Source organism: Brenneria goodwinii (assembly GCF_002291445.1).
Taxonomy (GTDB): domain Bacteria; phylum Pseudomonadota; class Gammaproteobacteria; order Enterobacterales; family Enterobacteriaceae; genus Brenneria; species Brenneria goodwinii.
This window is the reverse complement of record NZ_CP014137.1, coordinates 207,610-226,320: the sequence shown is the minus strand read 5'-3', so window position 1 is coordinate 226,320 and position 18,711 is coordinate 207,610. Positions and strand designations below refer to the sequence as shown.

Below are 18,711 nucleotides of genomic sequence, written 5' to 3'. Positions count from 1 at the left end.
TTAGCCGAAACGAAACTCAACACCAAAGGTGCCTTGGGGGTACTCCCATTTTTGCAGAATGGTATCGCCGCAGAGTACCCGGCACGTTCCGCACTCCAAACATCCCGCATAGTCAAAATGGATATTGCCTTCGGCGTCCTGCTTATAGAGGCCGGCGGGACAGGCGTTAATCAGTTTGCGGAACTGTTCCATATCGGGGTTCTCGACCAGGATAATATGCGGATTGCTTTCATCCACCCTGAATTTATTGACGCCCAGTTTTACGTCCACGTTTACCGTATTTTCGCTGCTCATAACGCCGTCGCCCCTTTGATGCCATCCTTCAGCAGATTCATCAGCCCGACCTGTTTGGACCGGGTCAGTATTTTTGAACGCACAGGTTTACTGGGGGTACCGTCAATAATGAACATATCGGTCATGATGTCGGCGACCATCCGGGGATATTGGCTAAACAAGCGTGGATTCTCCATCAGCGCCGGCAGCTTGCGATAGAGGTGCATATCGCGCAGCACAAAGCTTTGTTCCAGTTTTTTCTTGTAAGCCGCCAGCCCGCCGGCGGAAAAGTCCTGGCTGTTCTTCGCTTCAATGGCGGTCAACGCCGCCGCTTCCGCCGAGGCTATGGCCAAATCCATCCCGCGGACGGTGTAGCCCAGATTCAGGCACAACCCTGCCGCGTCCCCGACAATCATCACGCCGTCGTCCATCAGCGGCGGCACCATCGCCAGTCCGCCCTCCGGCACCATATGCGCGGAATATTCCAACAGCGTGCCGCCCTGAATTAGCGGACGAACGGCGGGATGCTGTTTAAAATCTTCCAGCATCTGCGGCACGCTTTTGGTGGCGTGCCCCATGTCGCCCAGGCCGCAGACCAGCCCAAGCGAGAGGGAATCCCGATTGGTGTAAAGGAATCCGCCCCCCATCAGGCCGTTTGACGGCGAACCGGCAAACAGCCAGGCCGCGCCTTCGCCAGCAGAGAGATTAAAACGGTCTTCAATTTGGGATGACGACAGGGATATCACTTCTTTGACGCCCACGGCATAGTGATGAGGCGAGGATGCCGGCACCATTCCGATAGCGCGGCCAAGAAGCGAGTTAACGCCGTCGGCCAGAATGACGATATTGGCTTCCAGCGAATCCTCGCCGGCTTGCACCCCGGTTACCCGATGGCCTTCCCTGAGCAGAGAATCGACCCGGACGCCAGGAATAAATTGCACCCCGGCCTGTTCCGCTTTTTCCATCAACCAGGGATCGAACAGGTTGCGCAGCACGGTGTAAGAGGCTTTCGATGCGATATCCGGTTGTTCGCTGTGGAAATCCAGGGTGACGGCGCTTTCGTCTGTAAGAAATGAGATCTTTTCCCGGGTGACCTTCCGCTCAACCGGCGCTTCCTGCGCAAAGCCGGGCATGATTTTTTCCAGACTGTGCGCGTAAAGGCGCCCCCCGGTCATGTTTTTGCTGCCGGCGGCATTGCCGCGCTCGATGACCAGCACATCCAGCCCGGCTTTTGCCATGACATAACCGGCGACGCAGCCCGCACAGCCTGCGCCAACCACGATGGCATCGAATTTTTCTTCCGACATTATCTCGGCTCCCTATCCCGCCACGCCTATCCCCTTCATCTTTCAAGTTGCAGGTGCGTTGGCTTCCTGCACCGCGAAATCTATGGGGCTAAGGCGGCGGGACTCACATTATTAACGAGTCAGTTGCGCTATCAGGGCGGGAACCACTTTGTAAATGTCCCCGACCAGACCGTAGTCGGCGTATTTGAAAATAGGCGCGTTCTTATCTTTATTGATGGCGACGATGATTTTCGCGCCATTGCCCCCGACCATATGCTGGATCTGCCCGGAAATACCCAGCGTCAGATAGAGATCGGATTTCAGCAGTACGCCTGATACGCCGATATAGCGTTCGCGTTCCATCCAGTGTTCGCCTTCGGCAATCGGCCGGGAACAACCGACCTCCGCACCGAGCGCCGTCGCCAGTTCCTGTACCATGCGCAAATCATCCTGAGAAACCAAACCACGGCCCACACCGACCACGCGTTTGGCTTTACTCAGGTCAACGCTGCTCAACGATTTTTTCCGGCGTTCCTTGCACAAAATTTCCTGACGAGGCGCGACATAGTTCACCTGTGATAGCGGACAGTCGTGAGTTTGATTTGCCGATACCGGCTCTACGGCGCCGGGCGCCAGCGTGACAATGGCAATCGGCGTATTGATTTTTTCTCTGCCGAATGCCAACCCGCCGTACATCCGGTGCTCGGCATAGGTGCCGTCATCGCTGACGGTCAGTGAAGTAACGTCGTTAACCACCGCCGCATCGAGCAGAATGCTCAGTCTGGCCGCCAGCGCTTTACCGCGTTTGGTCGCAGACATCAGGATCAGGGCGACGGGCCGTGGCTGCGCGGCGGGTTTTTCCACAAGGGAAGCGATGGTTTCAGCATAGTTTTCTATGCGCTGCCGGGCGGATTTCTCCCCCAGAACATAGATCATATCCGCCCCTAACAGCTTAACGGATGACGCCGCGTCGGAATCCTGTACCAGTACGTTGACGTGTTCCCCCCACTGACGGGCGCCCGCCAACAAATCGGCGTAGCGATCGATGTTGTCGCTGAACACCCAGACATTGGTTAATTTACTCATGGTGATTTTTCTCCGTTTCGGATTAGTTCAGCACTTTTTTCAGATGTTCCGCCAACTCACCAATCGCTTCTGGCGTATCGCTTTCAATGATGATGTGTTTACGTTCTGCCTGCGGCGGCACATGGACATGGATAAGTTCGGAATAGGGCTGAGTCGGTGTCCAGCCGATGTCGCCGGCCTTCCATTGCGTTACCGGTTTTTTCCCCGCGCCGAGGATGGCCTTCATAGTCGGAATTTTGGGAACATTGATATCGGAAGTGACGCAAAGTACGGCCGGAAGCGGTAACTCCAGCACTTCCACTTCTTCTTCCAATGTACGTTCAACCAGGACGTGATTATCGACAACTTGGATATTACTGACGGCATTAACCGTGGGAAGTTGCAGCATCTCGCCGACCAGCAGCCCGACCTGTTGGGCGTACAGGTCGCCAGAACCTTCGCCGAACAGTATCAGATCGAATCCGATCTTACCGGCCGCCGCGGCCAGAGCCTGAGCGGTATCTTTCGGCAACGCCTGTTCCAGATGCGCATCCTGAACCAAATAGAGCGCCTGCGGACCGCGTGACAGTACGTCTTTACGTACCTTGGTGTTTTCCAAATACTTACCGCCCACGCTGAGCGCCGTTACCTGACCCTCATCGCCGGCCAACTGTACGGCAGCTTCAATGGCATTCAGATCGAACTGGCTGATCTTGGCGTCGGTGCGATCAAAATTGAGCGTCTGTTGTGCGGTAACCACAATGTCTTGCTCTTCGGGTACCAGCTTGAAGCAGGTTATGATTTTCATGGTATCTCCTATCGGCAATAACAGATATTCGGCTCAGCGGCAAAGACCGCCGAACCTAAATGGTGATGCCCCTGCGGGTGAATAAAACGATTCAGATAAATGCCGATCGCCGGCAATAAAGAAAGGGGAAAGATCTTTTGTTGGCGCATGTTTTTCTCCGGTTAAACATCTATACCCAAAATAATTCGCGGTGCGGGACAAGGTTCATTCATGAGCCTTGCAACACGTCTTATTAATCCCGCTGTGCTTACTCAGATAAGCGATTCAGGTGACCGAGTACAACTTGAAGTATGATGGGTATATATCCCCTTACTTCGGCTATGCATTTTTAATAGGTAAAATAAATTTCTTTGTTTCCCCATGAAATTTATTGATGACAAAAGCTATTTATCTCAAAGGGATATACAAAGTGTATGGTGATATATTGATACTGTTCGGGAGAAAAAACGACATGATAATATGTTTTAGTTACCAACTATCTTGCAAAAAAAAGTGGCGTCCTATAATGACATGTTAATTACTTATTTTTTATTTGTTCTGACAAAGTAATACATGAGGATAGAATGGCGTTAAACACGAAATGAACACGCCCAAAAGGATGAGAAAAAAGGGTGTGATATGCATCATAAATAATGATCTTTTTTGGGAGGATTTTCGCAATTCCGGTGAAAAAATAAAATTACGTTGTCGTTGTAAATTCAGCGTGTGAAATTTGACTATTACAGGCGCCGTCAGGGCGTGGAGGAGAGAGAGAAATAGATCAATTCCTGTAACGATTGTGTGTTTTATCGAATTTTTCGGCTGCCATACTATCTTGCATAGCATACAAACAATCTTGTTTTTGCGCGCCGGATCCGTGTTATAACTGTCATCGGTTGCTATATTTTCTCATCATCTAATTGTTGGCTAACACCTTACGATTAAACGCGGAGGTAGTCATGTATCAGCATTGGTTTGACAATAAAACGGATACCATTTTTGAAAACGGACTGATGCCGAAGCTATCCAGATATGTTATTAGCGATGACCCAAACTGGGAGTCCGGCCATCATGTGCATGAAGCTGAAACCGAACTGATCTATGTGAAAACAGGCGTTGCCAAACTCACCATAGACTCATCGAACTACATCGCTCAGGCTGGAGATATCGTGGTCATTGAGCGCGGCAGCCTGCACGCCGTGGCGTCTGATAGCGCATCGCCCGCAACGACCTATACTTGCGCGGTTTATGGCTTCAAGATTAAGGGTCTTGATGAAGGCCGGGTAATGCAGCCGAACTCATGTCCTGTTGTTTCCGCCGTCAAAAACAAAGATGTTATAAAAAGCATTTTCCAAGAAATCAGCATGATATTGCCGAAACAAAAGAATAGTATCCCGTCATCCGTCTATGATGCTTTTGGCTATGCGCTTACGGTCATATTTTATGACAATTTCAAAAATGCCTATCGAACGGACTCCGGGCATATAATAAAAGATGTTTTGGTAAAAGATATTTTGGTTTATTTGAATAATAATTACAGAGAAAAAATCACCCTGGATCGACTGGCAAAGAAGTTCCGCGCCAGCGTGAGCTATATTTGTCATGAGTTTACAAAAGAATATAATATTTCCCCCATCAACTATGTCATTCGACGCCGGATTACAGAAGCAAAGTTTTCATTGACTAACACGGAATTGTGCCTAAATGAAATTTCTTTCAGAGTCGGATACGATAATGTCGACCATTTCACAAAATTATTTATTCGGCATGTCGGTTGTTCCCCCTCTGAATACAGAAAACAGTTTAAAAGCGATCTCAATAATCTGGAATATATTACAGGGTGCGATGAAAATCAGGGAATGTTAATCTGACCGTCTCAGGAAACCCATCCCCTATTTATAAAGTTCGAAATAGTGCCGTTAATTACCCCCACCCAGCCTCCCCCTTGTCAGGGGGAGGAGCTAGCTGATTAAAACCCCTTCCCCTGCGAAGGGGCGGCTTAATTCTGATAATCTTTCAGAATCTGGCGGCCGGCGATATAGATCATAATTTCATCCGTTCCGCCGCCAATCCTTTCACAACGGACATCGCGCCAGAATCTGGAAACGCGCGCATCATCCGTATAACCCAGCCCGCCCATGATTTGTATCGCGTCATCAATAACTTCAAGCGCGGTACGGGCGCAATACAGCTTACACAGCGCCGCGCTGGTTCTTAACGACTGATTCATATCCGCCTGCCACGCCACTTTCAACACCATGTTGCGCATGTTTTCGGTTTTTATCGCCATTAACGCCAGTTTTTCCTGAATCATCTGGTTATAGCCGATTGGTTTGCCAAACTGAATGCGCTGGTTGGCATATCTGGCGGCATCTTCAAATGCGCACTCCGCGAAACCGGTACTGCGGGCGGCGTTGATCAGGCGTTCCATTTCAAAGTTATACATCACATTCAGGAAGCCCATGCCTTCTTCACCCACCCTATCGCTTTCATCTACCTCGACATTATCCAGGTAGACTTCGCAGGTACTCAGCATATGCCAGCCAATTTTATGCAAAGGGTTAATTTTGATGCCCGGACTATTCGACTCAACCCACCAGAGGGTGAACGCTTTCTTCGGATCCTTGGGCTCGGGATCGCGGGCCAGTACCAGCATGTAGGGATATTCTTTGGCCCCCGTAATGAAGGTTTTCTGGCCGTTCAGATACACTTTGCCATTTTTGCGCGTGTATGTGGTTGTCGCGCTATTGTTGTCCGAGCCCGCCCCAGGCTCCGTGAGCGCCAGCGCGTACGCAGGATCGCCGGTAGCCAATGTGCTTTCAGCCGTTTTCTGTAACTGCTCCGGCGATCCGAATCGCCGCATACTGTGAATACATTGCCCGTTGGTGATCAGAAACGCGGGCGCGCCGCATTTTGACACTTCCATCAGAGCAAGCATTTGGGTCACATAGTCAGCCGGTATGCCGTTATACTCCTCCGGCACGCCCAATAAGGAAATACCATTATCAGATAGCGCCTTCATAAATTCTTTGGGGTAGGTTGCCGTTTGGTCGCATGTTCTGAAATATTCTTCGGGGAAATTATTGGTAATAAGTTCCCGAATACTGGCAAGCAGCAACTCTTGCTCTTCGGTTAAAGCAAAGTCCATAATCCGCACTCCTATTTATTATTATTCACCTTCAGGTAAAATAAACCCCATGACTTTGTCACAAAACATTCTTTCATCCATCAACTGCAAGTCACTGGATATAATCGGTTTAAAATCCATTTGGGATAAAATATCTTTTTCCAAATCCACACCGGGCGCAATTTCAACCAAATGCAGGCCGTCTTCTTTCAACGTAAATACCGCTCGCTCCGTGATATAACGAACATCCAGCCCACGCTCCAGCGCTATTTTTCCACTGAATGTAATTTCCGGTATTTCTTTTATAAACTTCTTAACTCTGCCTTCCTGAGTAATTTTCAGCTTCCCTTCGCCGACTTCGGTTTTCAAACTGCCTGCGGTTAACGTTCCACAAAATATGATTTTCTTCGACGTCGCACTGATATCGATAAATCCCCCCGTGCCCATAATTTTTCCATTAAATTTATGGACGCCGACATTACCGTGCTGATCTATTTCAGCAAAACTCAAATAGCAGACATCCAACCCGCCGCCGTGGTAAAAGTCGAACTGGGAGGTCATATCCAGAATGGCGCGCGTATTAACATTGGCGCCGAAAGCAACGCCTTGTGTGGTAATGCCGCCAATAGGACCGGTTTCCACCGTCAATACGAAGTCGTCGGCGCAGCCCTCTTCTCTGGCCACCAGACCAATACCATCCGCGATACCGACCCCGACGTTCCCCACCGCCCCTTTGCGCATTTCAAACAGCGCGCGACGAGCCACCAGCTTGCGCTGATTCAGCGGAATCTCCATTTTGGTACTGTCATCAAGCACAAAATCACCGGAAATAAAGCGGTTGACCGGCGCGCCGCCATAAAGCTGCGTTTGCGCCGGATCGACGACGACAATATCCACCAGATAGCCGGGAATTCTGACGGATTTGGGATGAAGGGTCGCTTTTTTGACCATCTTCTGGACCTGCATCATCACAATGCCGCCATTGTTATGCACCGCTTGCGCGATCACCAACGCGTCCAGATACATCACTTCATCTTCAAAGGAGGCATAACCTTCGCTATCGCAGGTGGTGGCGCGGATAAAGGCGATGTTCGGCGCGATCGCCTTATAGAAGAGATATTCCTGATTATCAATTTCCACCAGTTTAATCAGCTCTTCTTTGGTCACTTCATTGAGTTTCCCGCCTTGCTGGCGCGGGTCAACAAACGTACCGATACCGATATTGCTCAAAATACCGGGCTGATGAGCGGCCGACGCTCTGATGGCCTGGGTTAACACGCCTTGCGGATAGTTGTAAGCGCTGATCTTGTTTTGTTCGGCCAAATCGGAAATACGCGGAGATTGTCCCCAGTGGCCACACAGCGCCCATTTAACCAATCCCTCCTGAGCGAGTGGACTAATTCCTTTTTCCGCCCGGTCGCCCAATCCCGTCGGGCTGATTAAAGAAAGATTACGCGGCGATTGCGTACTTTTATAGCGTTCAGACAATGCCGTAATGAGCGTGGTTGCTTCCAGAATGCCCCCGCCGGCGCCTAACACGCACAGCGTCGCTTCATCCGGAATATATTTTACGGCTTCTTCAGCAGATAAGACCGGGACTCTACCATTAATTCTTTTCGGTTTTTCCAGTTTCATGGGTACTCCTAATCATGACCGAATTGATTTTTCTCCATTCAACAGGTGAAACACTCGCCGTTATTAACGTGGCTCAGATAATGCAGCCACCGAAAAAAATGACATAAAAGCGTCCATTACCTATTTGAACGGTAATCTTATATACCCGATAATTTGCCAGAGACAGAATACCGACACAGCTGCCACTTGAGTGATAACGGGTACGGATATTTATTCAGAATTCCTGACAGATTCCTGTTTTAATATTTAAATAAACGCCGCTTTATTATTGATGCAATATATTCAGAACAGATCTTAAGTCTTGAATACCTATCTGCCCCGGAGCAGACGCTTTTTTCAGTGCGCCGAATGTGGCGGCCGATCCAAACACTTCACCCGATAAGCGCGAAATAATGCCGGGTTTCGCCATCGACATCGTAATAATGGGGCGATCCGCATGTTTTTCATACATTTCCAGCGTAGCCGCCAGCAAAGTCACGACATCGTTTTTGCTCTGCGGCATGAGCGCGATCTTGGGAATATCGGCCCCGAGTTCCTGCATTTTACGCAGGCGTTTGATAATTTCTTCTTTAGGCGGTGTTTTATGGAAATCATGATTGGACATGATGACTTTTACCCCTTTGGCATGGGCATGCTCTATCGTCGCACTCACCCATTGATCGCCGGTAAAAAGTTCCAGATCAATCATGTCTACCAGACCGCTATCAACGATCTTTTGATTCAGAGAAATATAATCATCGGGCGATATATCCTTCTCCCCCCCTTCTTTGGCGGTTCGAAAGGTAAAGAGGATCGGTTTATCGTGAATGATGCTTCTGAGCTGGCGCGCCGCGTCGATAACACTCTCAATATTTTCCACATCATCAAAATGATCGATACGCCATTCCAGAATATCAAAGTCAAAATCCTTGTAATATTGCGCTTCCGACTTAATCGCTGGCACATCTTTTCCCATCAATGACACGATAATTTTGGGAGCGCCTTCGCCTATCACCAGATTTTTCACTGTTACGGTTTTCATTCTGCGCCCTTCTATGCGTTGAACCCCATGACCTTTTTAATATATTCCAAGGGGAAATCTTTCCCGGTCCAAAGCTTGAACTGCTCCGCCCCCTGCCATAACAACATTCCATAACCGTCAACGGTTTTACAGCCGACATCCATCGCCATTTGCAACAGCTTGGTGATATGAGGGTTGTAGACACATTCGGAAACCAGCAAATCTGGACGCAGCAACGATTTGTCGCTGACGACGCACATATCTTCCAGCGGTTTCATCCCCACTTTCGTGCCGTTGGTCAGGATATCGGCATTGGCAATCGCCTTGGCGAACGCTTTCTGGTCGGCCAGGTCATTGACCGTAATCGTGCAATCCGTGTTGTCATTAACGCGTTTTGCAAAGGCGAGCGCGTCTTGGTAAAACTCATCCTTGCGGTTGAACAACATAATTTCCTTGATGCCCTCGATTGCCGCCTGGGCGCCGATAGCCGTAGAAGCGCCCCCGGCGCCGACAAGCACCATTTTCTTGCCCTTGATATCAAAGCCGGCTTCTTTAATAGCCCGAATATGTCCCGTACCGTCAGTGTTATATCCTCTGAGGTAACCGTTGTCGTTTACGATGGTATTGATTGCGCCAACCAGTTTGGCTGCCGGGGTTAATTCATCCACATATTTACAAGCCAGTTTCTTGTTGGGCATGGAAACGCCGGTACCGCGCATTTTTAACGCCTTAAGCCCTTCGATTGCCTGACCAAAGGCGGTGTTGTCGACCTCAAAAGCCATATAGGTATAAGGCAAACCGACCTCTTCAATCGCTTTATTCTGCATTTCGGGAGACAAGCTATGCCTGATAGGATAAGCCATTAATCCAATCAGTTCGTATTTTGCGGTTACATCCATCATAAACTCCTTACTGAATTATTATCATGTTTGATTCATTTAACTCAGCGATAACCATTGCGGCTAGCGATAAGCCAATAGAGAGAACCTGTCGTTTTGGTTTTGAATAAAAACCATTTTTATATCGCCGTACTTAATTCACTATTCATTTTTTATCGGCTGTTTTTATTGAAAAAAACGCTCACCCAAACGCAGGTCTTTTTCTGGAATTTTGAAAACCTTATAGTAGCGAACGAAAACGATTATCGCGGTAACAAAGGCAATAGCAGCGAATACGGCATCCAGTAATATGATGTATTGCAGCCCGACATTTGATAAATAACCGGTAATCAGTGGAATAATAAAGTTGGCTAATCCACCCATCATCATATAAATGCTGGTAACTTTGGCTTTGCTTTTCGGGAAAAACTCGGACATAACAGAAACGCCGAGCTGTAATATCCCGCCAGCGGCAGAGAAGCCAATAATAAACGACCCAACAATACAAACAAGCGGGGACGGATAGAGATAGATAATGGCTGCGGCAATAACAGACAGGCCAGTATTAAATACATTGGCCCACACCGGACGAACCATACTTTTAAGCAGAAAAGCGAAGATAAATACGCACAACAATGACCCCAGGCTATAGTAGGAGATGGTTTTTAATGCCTCTGCTTCCGCCATGCCGGCAAAGGCCATCGCATATTTCGGCATCCAGACCACGATGACATAAAATGTTGAAAATGCGGCAACGCCAAATACCACAGAGGCCGCCCCTTCCAACCATGCCAGCGGTTTACTATCCATTTGGGGCAATTCTTTGGCGATATTGGCATCGACAGTCTGACTGGGAAATTTGCTTTTGATCACCAATAGCGTGACCAAAACAAACAGGACGCCCGGAATGACCATCGCATAGCCATACCAAAGATGACTTACCAGCAGGTAGCTGACTAACATGGGGTAGAACATCTGTCCGAAAGAGACCATCGCTTTAAGCAGGATCACGGCAGACCCCGAGGTTTTAGGATAACACTCCATCAACGCCGGATATCCTCCCGTGTCTAATGCCGCATTCGCCGCACCGACGCAGAAAGCCAGAATAAACGCGACAATCAGATTAGGGCTGACGAGAATGCCAAAGAAGAACAGGATATATAACGCTATGCCCAGAAAAATAACCGAGCGTCTGCCGAATTTGTCAGAAATAACGCCGAAGAACAGGATACAGATCAGCCTTCCCAGTCCTATCCCCGAAATCACGTAAGCAATTCCGGCACTATCCGTGTTAAACTTTTCTGCTAAATGGGTCATATTCTGCGCTAGAGTAATAACACTGATGCCATGAAGAAAATAGCTCAGATATATACCTATGGCGGCTAATAAAAATGGCGCATTGAAGGCCTTATGCTGGCTCATGCTTTTCTCCGTTTATCGTTAATATTTTTCATTACATCGATCATGCCGGCCGTTTTACTTGATTTTATTTTAGTGACGCTGAATTCATACACCTCATAAAATATCGTTAAATTAATATCTGTATTTAATGTATAGAAGAGGGGCAATGATGAATACGTAATATAAGGTTTTTGTTTCCAACTTTATTGCAAAGCGCGATGGGGAGGAATCGTTCGATTATTGTTGACGAGTTGTTTATGTCTTTACAAAATCAACACATAATGCGCAGTGAAATGAATACGTATCGGTATTGCCGAACAATTATTTTAATTTTGTGAAGTGGTTAAAAATTATTTAACCCACATAAAGAAAAATGACGTCAGCTATTGCTAAAAAAAGAAATTCTTATAACAAAGTTATCTTATTACCGTGAACTAACAAACATTCTTGTGCGATAAACGGGTTCGAATAACGCGATATCGCTTGCCATGGTTAGTCACCATTAACCTATACCTGTTTATTATGACCAGTAATTAACAATCTATTTACCGCTTCTCGCCGCCGCAAATGACCAAGAGGACATATTATATTGCACGGCGGCATAATAATTTTGCATATCGGCCACCAACGTAGCACAGCTTTTCTTATCCCTGATGTATGCTGCTGCAAATGGTCGCGCTACCGCAGCAGCATCCGCCCCGCGTAATGTGACCAGACCAGCGCGGCGTAGCGCCTGTCTGCCGTATGTTAAATAATTCGTCAATGCCATGAGAGACTGAATGAATTTAAAACAATTACACTATTTTAAACGTCTGGCTGAAAAGCAGCATTACACGGAAGCGGCATCGAGTCTGTTTATTGCCCAGCCTTCTTTAAGCCATGCGATATCCGAGCTTGAAAAAGAGCTGGGAGTGATGTTATTCGAAAAATGCGGCAGGAATGTACGGATAACGCAAGGCGGAAAAATATTTTTACCCTATGTGGAAAATGCGTTGCTTGAGTTGGAAAACGGTCGTCTTGCACTACGCCAAATGAGCGGCTATCACGACGACATTATCGGTCTGGCGTTCATTTACACCATGGGTGAGACGGTGGTTCCACAACTGATCGATCGTTTTACCCATATTCCCGGCAATAAAAATAAGCGCTTTTGTTTTTATCAGGGCACGACCGCGTCAATCATACAAGACCTTAAGGCGGACAAGTTCGATCTGGCTATCTGTTCCCTGCTTCCAGAAGAGCCGGAAGTCGAGTTTATCCCGTTAATCAGTCAGGAACTGGTGCTGGTCACGTCTCAAAATCACCCCCTGGCGCAGCGCAACCAACATGAAATCGCCCTGGAAGATACCACGCCTTATCCGTTCATCTTTTTTTCACAAAATAGCGGTTTACGTCAGTTCATCGACAAAATGTTCATGCAAAAAAAATTGATCCCTGAAATCGCCTGTTATGTCGAGGAAGATACGGCGATGGTCGGGCTGGTGAGCATTGATTACGGTATTGCGATTATGCCGCGGATCAGTACGCTTTCGCATTCCAATGTTCACGTCATGCGCATTAAGGATCCTGGGCCGACACGCTATATCTATCTGGCGACCCGTAAAGACAAAGTGTTGTCGCCGGCAACCCAGTCGTTTAAAAAATTCATCTTCAGTTCCTGTCAAACGATGCCGTTCAAGTAGAACGGAACGGCGCTATAACCGTATTTTTATCGGTTTGATGATCAATCTTCCGGCGCTTACTTAAACCTGAACCTGATTGATTTTCATCGTACAACGACGCTCTTTCATGCTGCGATAACCGATAAACAGAGCAATCAGGAAACCGGCGGCCGACAGGCCCACATCAAACCACATAATGCTGGCGATACTGATTTGCGAAAGTTTGGCGGTAATCAAAGGGATCGTGAAGGTGGCCAAACTGCCCGCGCTGTAAAAAATGCCGGTAGCCTTCCCTTTAGCGTGGGGAAACCGAATTGCCATCAGCGTCAATCCCAGTTGCATGACGCCCCCCGCGGCGGAAAAACCAATCACAAAGGCGAAGACGATCACCGTCGCAACGGTGGGGTGCAGACACACGGTCAGCAACGCGATGAACGATATAAACGTATAGAGCATCAGCAGCGTGGTCGAACTGACCGTTTTCTTCACCAGACCGGCGCTAATAAAAACGCACACCAGGGAACCTGCGGTATAGATACTCAGCAGCTTGATGGCCATCGTATAGGGCATTCCCGCCACAAACTGTCCGTATTGCGACAGCCATTGGCTGATCAAATAGAACGTAGCCATGGAAATGTAGCCATAAACGGTAAAACTGGCGAGATCCAACATGGAACAGGTGCAATCTTTAGATATCGCCGGTTCAACCGTATTTGGGTTTTCCTCTGCTTTGGCGAGAGAATGATGGGGCGGGAACGGACATTTGAACAGATAGATCGCGTTCAGAAACATCATCCCGGCGGCAATCAGAAACGACCAGCCGAACCAGAGATCGAACCAGACCAATACGCTGATGATCAACGGCAAGGTGAACTGACCGCCGGAAACAAACGCTTTAATGAGAATATTCGCCGTACTGGGAGTCTTGGGAAACGCTTCCATTAATGTCGGATAGGTACCGGAATCAAGAAAACTGTTCGCCATCCCCGCCAGAAACCCGAAGCAGTAGGCGACGACGATACTCTGCGTACTGAGGATCCCCAGAAAAAATCCCAGGTAGCAGACCATTCCCAGATAAATGAAAGGCTTCCGGCCAAAGCGATCGGAAAGCATACCCGCCACCAGCAGTATGCTCAGTCTGCCAATCCCCAGAGAAGAAATAACGATCGATACGCCGGCGGCGTCGGTTTGCCACTGCTGCTGTAGATGGGGCATATTCAAACTGATCAATATGACGCCCATACCGTGAACCAAATAGTTGATATATAGCCCGACAGATGTCGGTATGTAATTGTTTTTCATAGAAAGCCTTTTTCAGAAAAGGATATTTTTAATCTAATCGGCTGATATTTCCTTTCCTGTCCTGATGCCCAAAAGCCCTGACGCCAAGGCGCGGCGTCATGCTTAATCGGTTAAAAGCTCGGAAAATCCATTTTTATGGTATTGAGAAAGAAGATGACGGTAAGCGCTCATCACGATAGACGCGACAATCATTCCTCTTACGCCATATCTCCGCCGCCTTTCCCGTTGCGAATATGTTGGTTACTCTCGGTTATTGCGTAAACGGAATACCCGAAGAGCCGTGACATTGCCATTTCCTGCGCCTTGAAATTTACTGGGTATAACTGCCTGAATATATTCGTAAGACACACATAAATATCATTTATTCATGTATTTCCATGCTAGCAACTCTCATCGAGAATAAATAATTACTTTTTTTAAAGAAATTTATAGATTGTTTCTATAGACAAAATTTATAAATACTTTCGCATCGATTATCATTTTGTGACGCAGATTACATTTATTCTGTTTCAAATAGCGAACTACCGTACAATCGGTGACATCATCCTTTTTTAATTTGTGACGGATGAAAAATATTATTCATTTTTATGACGGGAGTCATACTATGAAAAATAGAGGTGATAAATCACCCTCGGCGCGCCGGTATCTCCCGCCAATCAAAAAATTATAGCCATGCCGCAATTTCAGCGCGCAGAATCGGCTTATTCCGTTAACGGCGGTATCGCCGTGGCATCGTTAGCGGCATCTTTTAGCAAGGTATGATAAATAGTATTAATCTCTTGAGCGACCTGATCTTTCCCGTTATTAGCATCAATTATAAAGTGAGCGGTTTCCTGATAGAGCGGATCGCGTGTTTTGATAATGCCGGCAATCTCCTCGGTAATCGACAACCCGGTCAGCGAAGGACGTTGGCTCACGGCCGGGTCCGACTTTAGCCGCTGAACCACCGTCTCGGCAGAGGTCGAAAGATAAAACACAATTCCTTTATTTTTCATGTGATTGCGGTTTTCTTTCGCCATCACCATCCCGCCCCCCGTGGCAATAATGCAACCCGCGAGCGTCACCTCTTTCAATATCTGACTTTCAATCCTCCGAAAGTTATCCCACCCCTGCTCATCGACGATCTGCGCGATAGTCTTGCTGGTTTTTTTCTGAACGACCTCATCCGTATCAATGAAATTCAGCTTCAGATGGGCTGCTAAAATCTTTCCTACCGTGGTTTTACCTGACGCGCGCGGGCCGACAAGTATGATGATATTGAACATGAATCCATCCTTTTAGCACAACCGTTCCAGATTATGAGAATAGAGTTCGGCCGCGACGGACTGATATATTTTCCACTCTAAATAATCACCTTCGATATAGACCGCCCGAAACGCGTCGTAATCGGGGAAAAAACGCATGGTGTTATTCCCGATACGATTATTTATCTTTTCAATGATGGCGTTGATCCTTTCTTTTCGCTTTGTATTCATTAAGGTCAGGATTTTTATAACGGAAAGTGGAATGTCTTGCTCCCCCTTCTCCCATTGCCGCCACCTTTCGCTGTTTTCATCACCGGCAATATAAGTTGAGGCTTCGTCGATACTCATAAAAAAAATTTGACGCAGAGCCTGTAGTTCCAAATGATTCATAATTGACGACTCCAGGAGTGATTTGGACGAGTTTATGACTAATAGCATTCTGTTTCTTATGTAAGTATGATCGTTATCAAAATATGATGGAAAGACAAGACGGTTATAAGCAAATTATGATTACCGTCTTAAAATGGAAGACGCAGAAAAATAAAGGGGCTAATTAAAGGAAGGAATGGTATTTTCCCAATATTCCCTGCCGGGCTAGGCTCTTAAAAAAACATCAACATAACGCCATGTTACCGCTGGCAGAGAGAAAGCAACGTGTTCGCCAGGTGAAAGATGGGCGGCATAACCGTCCATGGCGCCAACATAAAATTATGCCCGCGCGTATTGCGCAACCCTAGCAAGGGCGATCGCACCCATACTGTGCAAATCACCATTTTTGCGCCCCGGCCGCCTCGCGCATAACCGGAAGCCGGGGAGCCGGGAGAGGGATATCAACGGCTGGCGGCGTTTTTTATCTGCGCCGGTTCGGCACGGTTAACCACTCAAACGCTCAATTCGCTCGGGTGCTTGAACCAACATCCGCAGCCCGCGGTTTTTGGCGGCGGAAGCCCGCTGCCACGACGATGTCCCATTCTTTAAGCGGATTCATAGCACAATCCCCCGCCACTGAGCATCGGCAACGCGGGTTTCAGCATTGTCTTTTGTTTCATCGCGCCATAACACAAAACGCCTATCCTACCTCCCCAATAGATTTCAATCGGCAGCCAACATATCGCAACCTGAAAAGCAGCGGGGATACAGGCAAAAAGTTCAATTGTTTTATCACCGAGCGGAAAAACTGGAACGCGGTTTGCTTAACACGACTGTTGCTTAACAGAGCGGACCTCGGCAACACAGAACATGACGGTAATAAAAAAACCATTACGAATTAACGCCGTTTGAAACTCCCCTACAAGCCGGACAAAGAAAAGGAACAGCGGCATGATGCAAAGTAATATCGCGCCATTGGGCATGGCGGTGACGCCACATCACTTAGCCAGCGCCAGCGCTCAGGCTATTCTGCGTGACGGCGGCGACGCCATTGAAGCGATGGTGGCGGCGGCGGCGACCATCTCAGTGGTTTACCCTCATATGAGCGGGCTCGGCGGTGATGGTTTCTGGTTAATTCTGCCGCCGCAGGGCGAACCGATCGCCATAAATGCCGCTGGCGCGGCAGGTCAGCTTGCCAGCCGTGATTTTTACCAGGGGGAATCGCAGATCCCCCATCGCGGCCCCAAAGCTGCCCTCACCGTGGCCGGAACCGTCGGGGGCTGGCAAGAAGCCCTGAAGTTCTCTCAGGAATTGGGCGGCTCGCCACTGCCGATTTCGCGCCTGCTGGCCGACGCCATCCGTTATGCCGCAGACGGCATCCCCATCACCCAGTCGCAGGAAGATGCGCTGACGCAGCACTATAATGAGCTGATCTATCTTCAGGAGTTCGAGCGCGTTTTTATGCCTCAGGGGACGATCCCGCGTGCCGGCAGCCGTTTTACTCAACCGGAGCTGGCCGGGACGCTGACGCTGTTGACGCTGGAAGGTCTGGACAGCTTCTATCGCGGCTCGCTGGCAAAACACTTCGCCGCCCAGATGGCGAAACTGGGCATGCCGGTAACCGGCGACGACCTGGCCAACTATCATGCCAGACGCACCACGCCGCTACGCCTAAAACACAGCAAGGGCGATATTTATAATCTCGCCCCGCCGACTCAGGGTCTGGTGTCATTAGCTATCCTCGGCTTAACCGACCATCTGGAGCTAGCGGATTTAAACGACAGTCAAACCGTTCACCGTATTGTTGAATCCACCAAGCTGGCTTTCAAGTTGCGCGACCGTTTTATTACCGATCCCAACATGATGACGCCGGACGTTCAGGAACTGCTGGATCCCGACAAACTGGGCATCATGGCCCACGAGATCGATACCCGTCAGGCCGCGCCCTGGGACGCGGGAGACGGCCCCGGCGATACCGTCTGGATGGGCGTATGCGACAGTAGCGGACTTTGCGTTTCCTTTATTCAGAGTCTCTATCATGAATTCGGCAGCGGCGTCGTACTGCCGGGTACCGGCGTGCTCTGGCAGAATCGCGGAGCCACTTTCAGTCTCGATCCTCACCACCCGCTGGCGCTGAAGCCGGGCAAACAACCGTTCCATACGTTGAATCCGGCAGCGGCGAGATTGTCTGACGGCCGCACCATGGTTTATGGCGCGATGGGCGGCGATGGACAACCCCAAACTCAGGCTGCGCTGTTTATTCGCCATGTGCTTCAGGGATTATCCTTGCAGCAGGCGATTACCGCTCCCCGCTGGCTGTTGGGCCGCACCTGGGGACAATCGTCCGATACCTTAAAGCTAGAGGATCGATTTAAGCCCGCCACCGTTGATGCGCTGAGAGCCTTGGGCCATGACGTCGAATTACTGAACGGCTTTAGCGACGCCGTCGGTCACGCCGGCGCGATCGTCCGTCATACCCACGGCATGCTGGAAGGGGCGTTCGATCCGCGCAGTAACGGCAGCGCCGCTGGTTTTTAATTTCATAACCGGGGATAGAGAGGAATAAGAGAGAGTGACCAAGGTATTTTCATTTTATATCAGTAAGCTATTGAACACAGTGCAAACCCGGTCGCTTTATAAGAGCGTTCAGATACCGCCGCAATAGTTATATCGCCAGCGGACG

At 48.7% G+C, this 18,711-nt stretch carries 16 protein-coding genes; 3 read left to right on the top strand and 13 right to left on the bottom strand.

Annotation, left to right across the window (positions count from 1 at the left end):
• From ACN28R_RS00985 to ACN28R_RS00965, 5 genes are all read right to left on the bottom strand, one after another.
• Positions 1-294 carry a ferredoxin family protein gene (locus ACN28R_RS00985; RefSeq protein WP_048637721.1) on the bottom strand — a complete coding sequence of 98 codons (294 nt, stop codon included), beginning with the start codon at positions 292-294 and terminating at the stop codon, positions 1-3.
• Entirely contained in the window at positions 291-1,580 is a 1,290-nt protein-coding gene (locus ACN28R_RS00980; RefSeq protein WP_048637720.1) for an FAD-dependent oxidoreductase, read from the bottom strand. Before ACN28R_RS00980 ends, ACN28R_RS00985 begins: the two co-directional genes overlap by 4 nt.
• A gap of 111 nt (positions 1,581-1,691) precedes the next feature.
• Positions 1,692-2,645, bottom strand: a complete 954-nt coding sequence (locus ACN28R_RS00975) for an electron transfer flavoprotein subunit alpha (RefSeq protein WP_095833324.1) — start codon at positions 2,643-2,645, stop codon at positions 1,692-1,694.
• Positions 2,646-2,667: 22 nt separating this feature from the next.
• The gene (locus ACN28R_RS00970; protein WP_048637718.1) at positions 2,668-3,432 is read right to left on the bottom strand and encodes an electron transfer flavoprotein; all 765 of its coding nucleotides are present in this window, start codon (positions 3,430-3,432) and stop codon (positions 2,668-2,670) included.
• Between the two features lie 8 nt (positions 3,433-3,440).
• Positions 3,441-3,581 (bottom strand): hypothetical protein, encoded by a 141-nt coding sequence (locus ACN28R_RS00965; RefSeq protein WP_156186745.1) that lies wholly within the window; start codon positions 3,579-3,581, stop codon positions 3,441-3,443.
• A 789-nt stretch (positions 3,582-4,370) separates the two neighbouring features.
• On the opposite strand from ACN28R_RS00965, the gene ACN28R_RS00960 reads away from it, so the two are divergent.
• Complete coding sequence (locus tag ACN28R_RS00960; RefSeq protein ID WP_048637717.1) at positions 4,371-5,282, top strand: AraC family transcriptional regulator; 912 nt, start codon at positions 4,371-4,373, stop codon at positions 5,280-5,282.
• Positions 5,283-5,410: 128 nt separating this feature from the next.
• Here the strand turns inward: ACN28R_RS00960 and ACN28R_RS00955 are convergent, their stop codons facing one another.
• From ACN28R_RS00955 to ACN28R_RS00935, 5 genes are all read right to left on the bottom strand, one after another.
• Positions 5,411-6,559, bottom strand: a complete 1,149-nt coding sequence (locus ACN28R_RS00955) for an acyl-CoA dehydrogenase (protein ID WP_048637716.1) — start codon at positions 6,557-6,559, stop codon at positions 5,411-5,413.
• A 21-nt stretch (positions 6,560-6,580) separates the two neighbouring features.
• A complete protein-coding gene (locus ACN28R_RS00950) occupies positions 6,581-8,173 on the bottom strand; it encodes an acyl CoA:acetate/3-ketoacid CoA transferase (RefSeq protein WP_048637715.1) in 1,593 nt (530 codons plus the stop codon).
• A 265-nt stretch (positions 8,174-8,438) separates the two neighbouring features.
• Positions 8,439-9,194: a type I 3-dehydroquinate dehydratase gene (gene aroD, locus ACN28R_RS00945; RefSeq protein WP_048637714.1), complete on the bottom strand. Its 756-nt coding sequence runs from the start codon at positions 9,192-9,194 to the stop codon at positions 8,439-8,441.
• A gap of 11 nt (positions 9,195-9,205) precedes the next feature.
• Positions 9,206-10,072, bottom strand: coding sequence for a quinate/shikimate dehydrogenase (gene ydiB, locus ACN28R_RS00940; RefSeq protein WP_095833323.1), 867 nt, complete (start codon positions 10,070-10,072; stop codon positions 9,206-9,208).
• A 165-nt stretch (positions 10,073-10,237) separates the two neighbouring features.
• Positions 10,238-11,473 carry an MFS transporter gene (locus ACN28R_RS00935; protein ID WP_095833322.1) on the bottom strand — a complete coding sequence of 412 codons (1,236 nt, stop codon included), beginning with the start codon at positions 11,471-11,473 and terminating at the stop codon, positions 10,238-10,240.
• Between the two features lie 758 nt (positions 11,474-12,231).
• Between ACN28R_RS00935 and ACN28R_RS00930 the strand changes: the two genes are divergently transcribed.
• On the top strand, positions 12,232-13,134 hold the full coding sequence (locus ACN28R_RS00930) for a LysR family transcriptional regulator (protein ID WP_048637711.1): 903 nt from the start codon (positions 12,232-12,234) through the stop codon (positions 13,132-13,134).
• Between the two features lie 60 nt (positions 13,135-13,194).
• On the opposite strand, the gene ACN28R_RS00925 is transcribed toward ACN28R_RS00930, so the two are convergent.
• The 3 genes from ACN28R_RS00925 to ACN28R_RS00915 all read right to left on the bottom strand — a co-directional run bounded on the left by ACN28R_RS00925 (position 13,195) and on the right by ACN28R_RS00915 (position 16,049).
• Positions 13,195-14,415 (bottom strand): MFS transporter, encoded by a 1,221-nt coding sequence (locus tag ACN28R_RS00925; RefSeq protein ID WP_095833321.1) that lies wholly within the window; start codon positions 14,413-14,415, stop codon positions 13,195-13,197.
• Between the two features lie 701 nt (positions 14,416-15,116).
• On the bottom strand, positions 15,117-15,680 hold the full coding sequence (gene aroL, locus ACN28R_RS00920) for a shikimate kinase AroL (RefSeq protein ID WP_048637709.1): 564 nt from the start codon (positions 15,678-15,680) through the stop codon (positions 15,117-15,119).
• 12 nt (positions 15,681-15,692) lie between these two features.
• The gene (locus ACN28R_RS00915) at positions 15,693-16,049 is read right to left on the bottom strand and encodes a YdiL family protein (RefSeq protein WP_048637708.1); all 357 of its coding nucleotides are present in this window, start codon (positions 16,047-16,049) and stop codon (positions 15,693-15,695) included.
• A gap of 930 nt (positions 16,050-16,979) precedes the next feature.
• On the opposite strand from ACN28R_RS00915, the gene ACN28R_RS00910 reads away from it, so the two are divergent.
• Positions 16,980-18,566 carry a gamma-glutamyltransferase family protein gene (locus tag ACN28R_RS00910; protein ID WP_095833320.1) on the top strand — a complete coding sequence of 529 codons (1,587 nt, stop codon included), beginning with the start codon at positions 16,980-16,982 and terminating at the stop codon, positions 18,564-18,566.
• Positions 18,567-18,711 lie beyond the last annotated feature (145 nt).